Below are 12,201 nucleotides of genomic sequence, written 5' to 3'. Positions count from 1 at the left end.
ATAAAATTTTTATTCTTTGAATACCCCGTGGTTGCTCGCTTCAATCCATAAGTAAGGATTCTCCTTACTTTTAGTAAGGATTATTTTTTCTCTTTATGGTTTTCAAATTTTAATTTCACATTCTATTAACCTTTTAATCATATATTTTTATGAAAACCCCAAAAATACTTTTAGGTATTCTGGCATCCGGTGCCTTACTCTCTTCTTGCCAAAAACAAGATACCCCTACTCCTGAGGAAGCTAAAATGGAGGAAACCACTAAACAGCTAAAAATATCTAAGGAAGAACTTAAACAGATAGCTAATTTGCATTTTAATACTAAAGATGCTGAGGTGATAGATTTTTTACTTCCAAATGGTGAGACCAAAAAATCCTTTCTTATCGAAGGGGACATTCTATTGGATCAGGAACAATTAGAAAGTATGAGTTCGGCAAAGGCAACTGCCAAGCAATACCGAACCTATAACTTAGTTTCAACTCCAAGAAATATAAATGTAATTGGTTTTACAGGAGGTTCCGGTCAGGGATTAACCTCTAAACAAAGGTCAGCATTGCAACGTGCTATAAACAATTACAATTCCCTGAATATCGGACTTAATTTCACCCTTACTTTTGGAACTAATTATGGGCCATATGATATTGTTGTATATCAAAACCCAAATGGTGAAGCTGGGGGAGTCGCCGGTTTCCCAAATGGTGGAGATCCATATAAATATGTACAGATTTTTTCCGGAATGGAAAATTACAGCACTGCAACAAATGAACACGTAATGACTCACGAGATAGGCCACTCGGTAGGTTTGCGCCATACTGACTGGTTTAGCCGTCAAAGCTGTGGTCAAAGTGGAGAGTCCAGTGGAGCGGATGGCGCTGTTCATATTCCCGGCACCCCAACCGGATATGATTCAAACTCCATAATGCTTGCTTGCTTTAGCTCTAGTGAGAGCGGAAATTTTGGTTACTATGACCAAGTAGCCTTAGAATATCTTTATTAATGTTAGATAATTTGAACTAAGTCTTAATTTGTTAGCAGAAAATGGATGTCTGCAAAGGCATCCATTTCTTTTTAAACCAGGATTATACGACGGGGAAACTCATTATAATTTAAATTAAAAACCTAAGTGAATATGAAACTTAAAACAACTTTATTTGGAAGCTTATTTTTAGCAACTTTTTTTATGTCTTGTGTGCCCGAAGCACTACCTCAAAAGCCACCACATATGGAAAATGAAATAATTAATATAGAAAAAACGGCTTCCGGGGATGAAGACAATCCCATTGATGATAGAAGAAACGAAGGCTAAACCTCCAAAAAGATTATTTTACTTTTTGTAGTTTTGAATGACTTCAAATTCGACTATTATTGTATTTATTTAAAATAAACTTCCTTCTATTAATTATTCTTGTTACTTCCTGTGATCTAGACAAAAACACACCTAAATCCACTCAGGAATATAGCCATTTAAAACGAACAATATTAAATCAAAAACAAACTGATTCTCTCCCTTTACTTCTTAAGAAAATATCTGATGATTCACTAAAAAGCAAACTCTTACTTGATTTGGCTTATGAATTCTATGTTAAAAAGGATTCTTCAAACTTTCGCTATTGGAATACCCAAGCCAGGAAGATGGCAATTAGTTTAGATTTAAAAAATCATCTTGCCTTAACTAATTGGGATCTTGGTAATTTTTTCTATCGGGAACATATTATAGATAGCTCTTATTATCATTATAATCTTGCATATGAAAAATACTTAGAAGCTAATGAAAAATTAAAAGCTGGTAGGATGTTGCTGAATATGGCTATTCTTCAGGAAAAGGTTAAAGATTATATTGGCAGTGAAAATACCACCTTTCAGGCTCTAGATTTAATTAAAGGCTCTAAAGAAAGTTATAAATATGTATATCCTGCATATAATAATCTTGGGATCATATATAATGGGTTAGAAGATTATTCTCAGGCCATTGAATATCATCGCAAAGCCCTAATTAATGCGAAATTTCTAAATGATCCAGTTAAATCGGCCAGATCTTTAAATAATATTGGTGTTGTTTATCAAAAACTAAAAGATCATAATAATTCCATCTCCAATTACTCGCAGGCCCTTTCCATAGATAGCCTTTACATTAAGAATCCCAGACTTTATGCTATGCTTACCGATAATTTGGGTTATTCAGAATTTAAACTTGGTAATTATCAGGTGGCTTCATTTCTATTTCATAAAGCACTGAAAATACGAGATAGTCTTACGCACGAATCCGGAATCGTAATTAACAAGCTCCACTTAGGCGAATATTTTCTAAAAAGCAAGGATACCGCTAAGGCATTGGAATATACCAAGGAAGCGAATTTTCTTGCTGAAGCAACCCGAAATAATAGGGATCTACTTGCTTCATTTTTACTGCTCGCTCAGATTGCGCCAAAAAAGTCCACAACTTACCTAGAAAGCTATATTCATCTCAATGACAGTTTATTGAAAGAAGAACGGGCTATTCGAAATAAATTTGCTAGAATAAGGTTTGAAACAGATCAATATATTGAAAAAACCCAGCAGCTTAGCGACGAAAAATTGTGGCTTAGCCTAATAGCCGTAGTTTTAACTTCGGTATTATTTCTATTATATCTGTTAAGCTCACAAAGGGCCAAAAATAAAGAGTTGAAATTTCAGAAAGAACAACAGGAATATAACGAAGAAATATATAAGCTTCTTCTTAAACAACAAACCAAATTAGAAGAAGGTCGGCAGGAAGAACGGGCTCGGATTTCCGGCGAATTGCATGATGGTGTTCTGGGTAAACTTTTTGGTATTAGGATGAATTTCGGTTTGTTAAATTTAAAAGCACCTAGTCAGGTTTCGGTTAAATACAACGAGTTACTAGAAAAATTGCAACTTACCGAAGAAGAGATAAGGCAAATTTCCCATAATCTAATCAGAGAAGTTTCGGGATCCCATCTAAATTTTGCTAAATTATTACAGCGGTTATTAGCAGATTATAGCAACTTAACATCGACAAAAATCGAATTCCATTTTAACGAAAATATCGATGGGGATTTAATAGATGAAAATATTCAAATTAATTATTACCGTATTCTACAGGAAGCTTTACAGAATGTTGTAAAGCACGCTCAAGCTACTCTGGTTAACATAAAAATTTACCGTGATCAGGAAGATTTACTTATGGAAATAATTGATGATGGAAAGGGTTTTGACAGGCGAAGAATACCAAAAGGCATTGGCTTAAAAAATATGCGAGACCGAATGGAAAAAATTGGTGGGTTTTTTACTTTCGAAACTTCAGCAAGTGGAACGCATCTTGTATTTAAGGTAAAAATTTATACAAATGGATAAATCAATTTCGGTATTAATTATAGACGATCACCCTATTATTACAAGTGCTTACGAGTCGGCTCTTGAAAGTTTTGTGACTCAGAATACTGAATACAATTTTAAAATCACCAGTATCTATAGCCTGGATGAAGCCCAATTCTTGCTTGATAATTCCAGTTTTATAGAAAGTCTCGACCTTGTGTTTTTAGACATGCGTTTACCCGCTAGTAGTGATGGAAAACTATTTTCAGGTGAAGACCTGGGCAAATTAATAAGGGAGAAAAAGCCAACGGTTAAAATAATAGTTTCCACTACTTTTAATGATAATTATCGTTTACATAATATTCTACAATCATTAAATCCGGAAGGTTTTTTGGTTAAAAATGATATTAATCCAAAAGAGCTATTAAGTGCCATAGAAAACATTTTAACCGGTTCTCCATATTACAGTAAGACGGTACTGAATCTTCTTAGATACCAGGTGGGAAGCGATATATATTTAGATGATGTAGACCGTAAAATGCTTTACGAACTCTCCATCGGTGCGAAACTGAAAGATCTAAGTGACCTCTTACCATTATCCATAGCCGGGATTGAAAAACGCAGAAGGAATCTAAAGAAAATATTTGGAATTTCAGGCGCAGAAGATCGTGAACTTGTAAAAATAGCCAGAGAGAAAGGATTTTTATAATCATTCAACATAAGTTTAAAAATTAATTCAATTCTATTGTTCAGTGATCGCGAAAATCAAGAATTTCAATATCAAGGTTCAAACAAATAGTAACCTTTCTAAGTTTTCAATAATGTTCAATTAAGATATTCTATGTCAGCAGTAGGTTTACAAATCCTTATACCAGCGAAACCCAAACTTATAAAGTTTGTATTCTATCTATTCCCATTGATAGCATACTGAAACACTGTAAATTGCCTGATTTGAAGCAACTTTCTGGAAGCTATTCAGAGCTACTCTACTTAGCAAAATTTCAGATAAGGGGGTTCTTATCTTGCTTAATCCTCATTGAAAAACAAGCTTTATATGCTTCTGATATAAGTTGTTTGTAACAGCCTCTTCTATAGGTTTTCGGTATTTATCAAGAAGACGAACAAAATCCTCTGATTCTGCAGCTACTTTATAAGCACAATGCATCAGCTGCCGAAAATGTGGGTTATAATCTTTTTCTTCTAGATTATGCCTAAGTGCTTTTGACATTTTCGCTCGGCCGGCGTTTTTAAGTTCAATAACTTTCGGAAGTTTGCTTATATCAATATCTAAAACTTCAGGATAGGGAGAGGTTAACTCATCAAAGCGTACCAGTGCTTTTTCATAAATGGAAAGCGCAAATTCAAATCCATCTTCGCCGATTTCAGCAATCACATTAATTTCTTCAAGCCAGGTAGTTCCTGCTGTTTTAAGGTGCAAACCTGCTTTGTGCTTCTTAATAAGGCGATTCATAATTGGGTAAATTGAAAACTTGTCACTTCCACTATGGATGCTAAGTTTTAAATTTCTGGGCAGACCGAATTCCTTTTTAACAAAATCCAGTACCAGTAAATCTTCCTCAAATTCTTTAGCAAATTTATCTAAATCGCCTTCGTAATCAATTCCCTTATTGAACCTACCTGTAAATTTGGGGGCGATGGTATTTACTGGGATTTCATAAAATGCGAATGCAGCCAATACGAAAAATAAGGCCACCGGAGTCTGGGGGTTTTCTACTTCATCCATAGATATTTCCAACACAAATTCTTCAGATTTATTTTTATTTATATACTTGTATACTTTTGAAGCTTTATTTGCTGCGAATAAAAAAGTATTTAAAATTTTATTTAAGGCGGTTTCGGAAATTTCAAATTTATTAGAAACTCCAGGAATATTAACCTCCTTTTGAAATTTAGCTATGAATTTTAAAAATTCATCTTTTTCCTTTCCAGTTGCGCTTTTACCAATGTAATCCGCCACATCTATAGTGAAAAAATTACTCACTGGTAAATATTCATCTATGATATTAAGATTAATATGATCGGCATCTACAAAATATTTACCTGAATAATTTAGCGATTTTACCGCGGCGTCAGCTTCATCCTTCACAAAGTGCGGTTTAGAACCCACCGTTTTATGTTCCCTATGGGATTTGTTCCAGACAGGAGTAACTTCAACCCCGCTTTCCCTGGCTTTTAATACAGCCATTAACTGGGCCTTACCTTCTTTCCCAAATCGGTCTCCTGTTCCTAAGGAATATGTACCTAAACCTGCCATATTTATAGATTGTTGCGTTAAACGCCGCTAAAGGCACCAAAACCACCATCTACCGGAACGACTATGCCAGTTACAAATGAAGCATATTCACTTGCAAGCCAATTGGTTACACCTTGAAGTTCTTCAGGTTTTCCGAAACGTTTCATAGGGGTATTGGAAACAATGGTTTCCCCCCTTGCCGTCAGACTGCCGTCGTTATTCAGTAATAAATCACGGTTTTGCTCACCGATAAAAAATCCTGGTGCGATTGCATTTACACGAATTCCATCCCCATATTTTTGCGCCATTTCCACAGCCAACCATTTCGTGAAATTATCTACCGCAGCTTTAGCAGCACTATAACCTACCACCCGGGTAAGTGCTTGTTGCGCGGCCATGGAAGAAATATTAATAATACTACCTTTTTTTTCTCCAGCTATAGGTTTTCCGAAAATAAAAGTGGGAAGTACTGTTCCTTTAAAATTCAGGTCATTGACTTTGCTGAAATCCTCCAGGGATAGGTCAAAAAAATTTTGATCTGGTCCAATCGTTGCGCCTTTCATATTTCCGCCTGCACCATTGACAAGAATATCAATTTTATCCCACGCACTTAGGACTCTTTCTTTAGCCTCTTCCAGGCCTTCTCGGTCCAACACATCGGCTACCAGACTCATCGCTACGCCCCCGGCACCTTCAATTTCCTTAACCCTTTCTCCAACAGTATCAGCAGATCTTCCTAAAATTCCCACTTTAACCCCTTGGGCTGCAAGACCATGAGCCATAGCTCCACCAAGGACGCCATTTCCTCCAGTAATTATCGCTACTTTTCCTTCTAAATCTAACATTATATTTTATTTATAAGAATTTATAATTCCAGTTTCCAAACCTCGTAATTCTGCTAATCCACGCATTCTTCCTATTACGGAATAACCGGGATAAAACTGTTTTTCTTTATCATACATCATTTCGTGCCCGTGATCCGGTCGCATTGGTATTGGTTCACGTCCAATTTTTTGCTGAAGATCAAAAAAGGTTTTTACCAAATCGAACATTCCAACGCTACCTTCCAGGTGATTGGCCTCATAGAAATAATCTGATTTCTCTCGTTGCACCGAACGTAAATGAACAAAATGAATTCGCTCATAAAATTTTGAAATGATTTCCGGTAAATTATTAAGTGCCGAAGCTCCTAAACTACCACTGCAAAAGGTAAGTCCATTAGCAGTTGACGGCACTGTATTAAACAAATAATCCAAATCTTCCACATCGCTAACAATTCGAGGTAATCCAAATACTGACCAGGGCGGATCATCTGGATGAATGGCCATCTTTACACCGCTTTGCTCGGCTACCGGAATTACTTCTTTTAGAAAATGAACCAAATGCTCTCGCAATCTTTCAGCAGAAATCCCATCGAAAGTTGCTAGACTTTTTTTTAATTTTTCAAGAGTAAAACCTTCATCATCTCCCGGAAGTGCCATCAACATACTCTGTTCCAGAATTGCCAGGTCCTGGCTACTTTTATTCTGAAAACGTTTTTTAGCTTCCTTTATAATATCATCGGAATAATCCCTTTCTGCATTTTCTCTTTTCAGAATGAACAAATCGAAAACAGCGAGCTCCACTTTATCGTGAAGCAATGCTGTACTACCATCTTCTAACTGAAATTTCACGTTGGTTCGCAACCAGTCCAGAACGGGCATAAAATTGTAACAAATGATATTTACACCACACCTACCAAGATTTCTGAGGCTTATTTTATAATTTTCTATAAACTCATCACGCTCTGGTTTACCAAGTTTTATAGCTTCGTGTACCGGCAAGCTTTCAACCACATTCCAATGTAACCTAAAGGGATGTTTTTTATTGCTTTCTTCTAATGTTGTAATCCTTTTTTCAATTTCCGCGACGCTCCAAACTTCCCCAACAGGAATATGGTGTAAAGCAGTCACGACACCGTGCGCCCCAGCCTGCTTTATCATCTCAAGATCTACCGGATCCTTGGGCCCATACCAACGCCAACTCTGTTCAAATATCATTGATTTATTTTTTATGATTATAATTTACAAAGCTTCAATCAATTTTATGTGAAGTTTGCAATAAAATGTCTTCACGTAACGGACTAAAGACATCAATTAACACGCCTGCTTCCAAACACTTTACACCGTGCTTTATGTTCGGCGGCACTAAAAACCCATCTCCTTCCAAAAGCGTTTCTCTCTTTCCATCGATTACCACCTCAAATTTTCCAGAAGTCACATAGGTACTTTGGGTATGAAAGTGACTATGCTCATAGCCTATTGCCCCTTTTTCAAATCTTACTTTGACTTGCATAATTTGCGAGTTGTAATTTACTAGCTGTCTTTGAATACCTTTATCTATGGTTTCCCAACTGGTGTCAGCTTCTTTAAAGAAAATTTTTTTCTTTGTTTTTAAGTCGTTCATATTTTAATCATATTGTCTTAAAAATTCTTCTGCCTTTTCTACTAAAATTTTATTCCCGCAGTAAAACGGAATCCGCTGGTGAAGTTCTTTTGGTTGAATTTCCATTATTCGTCGGAAACCATTTGTACACTTCCCACCGGATTGTTCGGTTATAAATGCTATAGGATTACCTTCATATAAGAGTCGTAATTTTCCTTTTGGTGCAGTAGTTCCCTGAGGATAAAAATAAATCCCTCCTAAAAGAATATTTCGATGAAAATCGGCCACTAGAGATCCTGTGTACCTTGCCGTGTATGGTCGCCCTTCGCTTTCATTTAACTCTTGCAACCATTTGATAAATTGCTTTACACCAGTAGGAAAATGAACATAATTTCCTTCGTTAACAGAATAAATATTTCCGGAGTCCGGAATTTTTATGTTAGGATGAGAGAGAAAAAAGGATCCAATACCCGGATCAAAAGTAAAACCGTTTACTCCGTTTCCAGTGGTATAAACTAGTAAAGTAGAAGTGCCATAAAGAATATATCCAGCTGCAACCTGATTGACACCAGGTTGCAGAAAATCTTCAAGTTCCACCTTATTTCCAACTTTAGATTTTCTCCGGTAAATGCTGAAAATCGTACCCACAGTTATTCCTACATCAATGTTTGAGGAACCGTCCAATGGATCCATAAGAACAACATATTTAGCTTCCTTATTTAAATCTCCCTCGAAGGCAATAAAATCTTCCAATTCTTCAGAAACTAGACCGCATATTTCCCCACGATTTCGCAAAGTCTCAACAAAAACATCATTGGCCATAACATCCAATTTACCCTGAGATTCACCCTGAATATTTTCCTGTCCCGTTTTCCCAAGAATTTCTGCCAATCCCGCTTTGTTTATCGCCTGATTAACAACTTTACCGGCCAATCTTATAGAACTGAGCAATCCGCTTAACTCTCCTTTGGCATAAGGAAAATCCTTTTGGTTTTCTACAATAAATTCGCCAAGAGTGATATGTCTATTCATAATTAGAAAAACTATAAAATTTATAAAAACAGTTAAGCAGTGATTTACCCCTATAAGTTAGGCTCAAATTATTTATTACGCCCAGGGATCTTCTTTTCTAATACTCTTTTTTTAATATAGGATTTAAAATCGGGGTCTAATTTTGCCATTTCTTTTAAAGCAAGTCTGGCTACCATTCTTGCCCCCTTTTTAGAGAGATGTGTATCGTCTGATATTCCGTCAGGATAATAATCATTTTCTCCTGGAGCAAAATGAAGATGTAATGCTTTAGAACCTTCTTTTCCGTAAAACAGTTCTAATTTCTCGGTTTGTCGCTGTAAATCTACAAAGGGAACTTTTAAATCTTCTGCTACCAATCGAGCTACTAATGGATAATCACCGTGGGTGTCGATTAAAGTTCCGTATTCATTAAAATTTCTTCTTACGATTGAACTAAAAAGAATAGGCTTCGCTCCCCTTTCCCTGGTTTCCTTTACAAATTTTTCCAAATTACTTCGGTATCCTGTAAAAGGATTAGTAAATCTTGTTGGAGCTTTGAATTTTTGGTCATTATGCCCAAACTGAATAAACACATAGTCACCGGGCTGCAGCTTCTCTAAAACTTTTTTCCATCTGCCTTGATCTATAAAACTTTTAGTACTTCGACCGTTCACTGCATGATTTTCAACCTTAAGTTCATCGGTTAAAAATTCCGGTAAGACCTGTCCCCATCCGTGTTCAGGATTTTTTTTTGGTTCTCTTTTATCAGACATTGTAGAATCCCCAATGAGATATAGTCTAGTCTGATTTTGTGTTGAAATAACAAGGAAAAAAAAAACAATTATAAGGGAAAGGGAATATTTCATTTTATTTATTTTATTCTAAGTTAGTTCGCATATTCAAAAACACCCAAATCAGGTGCACTGCCATTATAAGGAATACCAACATCTATTCCGGCATTAATTAAATCACTACCTTGAGTAAGATGCATAAAATTGACTTCCGGAAGACTCCCATCAGCTTTTCGGATAGCCATTAGTTCATCAATTTTAAGACTTACGAAGTCATTTTCAGTTGCAGATATAGCTTCCTCCCAACTATTGTGAGATACATTGATTTCATCAGCTTTAAAATTACCCGGTGCTCCAAGAACCGCTGAATTTTTTATCACCAGCTTGCCTACCCGATTTGTTCCTCCAAACCCAAAATTATCCTTATCATTATTATAAGCAGTACAATTATAAATCAGGATATCTCCACGATTACTATTATGATCAAAACCATCGCCTGTGTTTCCAGTAGCTATGCAATTGTAATAACTGGCGTGATGCTTTAAATTTTTATCATCACTACCGCCAGTTTTAAAGCCATTACCATCTCCGGATCCTCTAATACCATTCTTCAGATATCCGTTTTTGAAAGCCCAACAATTTTCATAAATCGTTTTGATATTATCAGTATCACGGAGATATCCGTCATAACCGTCATCGAGATTCTGCCAGGCGCGACAGCCTATAAATTTATTACCTGTACCTGCGCTAAGTTTGCAGGCAAAGCCATCTGCATTTTCAAGGCTGGAATCTGCATTAAAAAAAGAATCACAATTTAAAATGGTATTATTAGCGGCACCATTATCTAGTTGCAAACCCGTATCATGACATTCTGAAAAACTACAAAATTCAATTATATTATTATTCCCTTCGATTTTCATTCCATTATCACCTGCTCCAAAAATTTCAAGTCCTTTTATATGCCAAAAATCCGCATTCAAAACGATTCCATGATTGCTAGAACTTTCGCTCATCGAGGAGAAATCAAATATTGGTCGTTCTCCATCAGCAGCTGCAGTCAAGGATATTTTTTTATCGGCAGTACCCGATTTAAAAATGCGAATTTTGCTATCCAATTCATAAGTTCCTTCCTTTACAACAATAGAATCTCCTACTTTAACTTTTGAAAGAGCCGTTATTAGTTCATCACTATTTTCTACTATAATCACGCTATTTTCTAAAGGGGCCTCAATGGGATTTTCTGAATGCGGATTTTCAATTTCAGTTGAAGCGTCTTGAGTGTTGCAGGAAATTAATATCAGCGGGAAAACAGCTGTATAGAGAAATAGTCTTTCTAGGTTTTTCATTTTTTCATGTAGAGTTCTTAATTCCTTCTAATCGGCTCCCACTTGTCGTGCCCGCTTAAAACATTCTCAACGGTATAAGTCTTCGCTTCTTTTTCACTAAGTTGCTTTGACCATTTTACTCTTTCTGAAATTTTAGCACCAGGGCCAGAGTTATTATACTCTGCATAGAACGCAGTTTTCTGCTTATTAGGAAACATTTCATCGCCATCCCATGGGTCCCATCCTTCAGGTACAATATGATCTCCAAATTCAGAATTAATAAAAACAGTTTGAGCATATGGTCTCCATGGTCTTCCCAAGTAAACCTCATTAACACCTTCGGCAGCAATTAATTTACAATTTAAAAACACGAAACCGAACTCCTGATGTGGAGTTGTGGCCGCTGCAGTAATATAAGAATCGCGTAAACTTTTAATGGTACACTCTTCAAATACAGCTGTAGCCTGTCCAAAAATAAAATCAGTTGTACCTTCTATATAACAATTTTTATAATACTGCCGGCTGCATTGGGTTGCAGCATATAAAGTATCCTGACAACCAATAAGATTAACATTTTTGGCGATAAATTTATCCCCCTCTACATGTAAAGCCACAGCCTGTCCTTGCCCGCAAGAACCATTTTTTATGGTAATGTTTTCAATTTCAATTTCATCACCTGCAACCAAAAGAGTATAGGAGGTAAAAGTAGAAAGTGCTGTCCCAGTCAAACTATCTTTTTTTCCAGAATAGTCATGATTGATAATAACTGTTTTGTTTTGGTCCTCTCCTATTAATCGAAGCTTATGTTTCCAGGTTGGGATCTCGAGCTTCTCATTATAAACCCCATTCTTAATGTGAATCTCAACAAAACCCGGACCCAGGTCTCGAGTAGAATTAATAGCGTTTTGAATTTCAGTGAAATCTCCTCCCCCTTTTTTATCTACCGTTATAGAACGATAAACAGTACTAGAATCTTGGGCAGAAAGATTAAAAATCAGAAAAAAAACGGGAAGAAAAAAAAGTTTATTCAAGTTCATTAAATTTTAGTTATTAGCATAAGAACAAAAAAAGAATAGATTCATT

At 36.1% G+C, this 12,201-nt stretch carries 12 protein-coding genes; 4 read left to right on the top strand and 8 right to left on the bottom strand.

Translation table 11 applies throughout. The annotated features are described in order from the left end of the window. Positions 1 to 149: 149 nt before the first annotated feature. The 4 genes from DET49_RS00255 (at position 150) to DET49_RS00245 (ending at position 4,022) form a co-directional block, all read left to right on the top strand. On the top strand, positions 150 to 995 hold the full coding sequence (locus DET49_RS00255) for a M57 family metalloprotease (protein WP_133546144.1): 846 nt from the start codon (positions 150 to 152) through the stop codon (positions 993 to 995). A gap of 132 nt (positions 996 to 1,127) precedes the next feature. Further along, a complete protein-coding gene (locus DET49_RS18360; protein ID WP_166636518.1) occupies positions 1,128 to 1,304 on the top strand; it encodes a hypothetical protein in 177 nt (58 codons plus the stop codon). 59 nt (positions 1,305 to 1,363) lie between these two features. Then, the gene (locus tag DET49_RS00250; RefSeq protein WP_166636517.1) at positions 1,364 to 3,352 is read left to right on the top strand and encodes a sensor histidine kinase; all 1,989 of its coding nucleotides are present in this window, start codon (positions 1,364 to 1,366) and stop codon (positions 3,350 to 3,352) included. Then, entirely contained in the window at positions 3,345 to 4,022 is a 678-nt protein-coding gene (locus DET49_RS00245; protein WP_133546142.1) for a response regulator, read from the top strand. Before DET49_RS00250 ends, DET49_RS00245 begins: the two co-directional genes overlap by 8 nt. A gap of 324 nt (positions 4,023 to 4,346) precedes the next feature. Here the strand turns inward: DET49_RS00245 and DET49_RS00240 are convergent, their stop codons facing one another. From DET49_RS00240 to DET49_RS00205, 8 genes are all read right to left on the bottom strand, one after another. Then, positions 4,347 to 5,588 (bottom strand): tagaturonate epimerase family protein, encoded by a 1,242-nt coding sequence (locus tag DET49_RS00240; RefSeq protein WP_133546141.1) that lies wholly within the window; start codon positions 5,586 to 5,588, stop codon positions 4,347 to 4,349. Between the two features lie 17 nt (positions 5,589 to 5,605). Next, complete coding sequence (locus tag DET49_RS00235; RefSeq protein ID WP_133546140.1) at positions 5,606 to 6,412, bottom strand: SDR family oxidoreductase; 807 nt, start codon at positions 6,410 to 6,412, stop codon at positions 5,606 to 5,608. Between the two features lie 6 nt (positions 6,413 to 6,418). Beyond that, a complete protein-coding gene (uxuA, locus tag DET49_RS00230) occupies positions 6,419 to 7,606 on the bottom strand; it encodes a mannonate dehydratase (RefSeq protein WP_133546139.1) in 1,188 nt (395 codons plus the stop codon). A gap of 34 nt (positions 7,607 to 7,640) precedes the next feature. Beyond that, entirely contained in the window at positions 7,641 to 8,012 is a 372-nt protein-coding gene (locus tag DET49_RS00225; protein ID WP_133546138.1) for a cupin domain-containing protein, read from the bottom strand. 3 nt (positions 8,013 to 8,015) lie between these two features. Further along, positions 8,016 to 9,023 carry a class 1 fructose-bisphosphatase gene (gene fbp, locus DET49_RS00220; RefSeq protein ID WP_166636516.1) on the bottom strand — a complete coding sequence of 336 codons (1,008 nt, stop codon included), beginning with the start codon at positions 9,021 to 9,023 and terminating at the stop codon, positions 8,016 to 8,018. Between the two features lie 68 nt (positions 9,024 to 9,091). Beyond that, positions 9,092 to 9,868, bottom strand: a complete 777-nt coding sequence (locus tag DET49_RS00215; protein ID WP_133546136.1) for a rhamnogalacturonan acetylesterase — start codon at positions 9,866 to 9,868, stop codon at positions 9,092 to 9,094. 20 nt (positions 9,869 to 9,888) lie between these two features. After that, on the bottom strand, positions 9,889 to 11,139 hold the full coding sequence (locus tag DET49_RS00210; RefSeq protein ID WP_133546135.1) for a right-handed parallel beta-helix repeat-containing protein: 1,251 nt from the start codon (positions 11,137 to 11,139) through the stop codon (positions 9,889 to 9,891). A gap of 17 nt (positions 11,140 to 11,156) precedes the next feature. After that, a complete protein-coding gene (locus tag DET49_RS00205; protein WP_243729473.1) occupies positions 11,157 to 12,149 on the bottom strand; it encodes a pectinesterase family protein in 993 nt (330 codons plus the stop codon). Positions 12,150 to 12,201: the final 52 nt, after the last annotated feature.

Source organism: Salegentibacter sp. 24 (assembly GCF_004362395.1).
Taxonomy (GTDB): domain Bacteria; phylum Bacteroidota; class Bacteroidia; order Flavobacteriales; family Flavobacteriaceae; genus Salegentibacter.
Note: the sequence above shows the minus strand (reverse complement) of the source record. Positions and strands in the feature narration are given on the sequence as shown.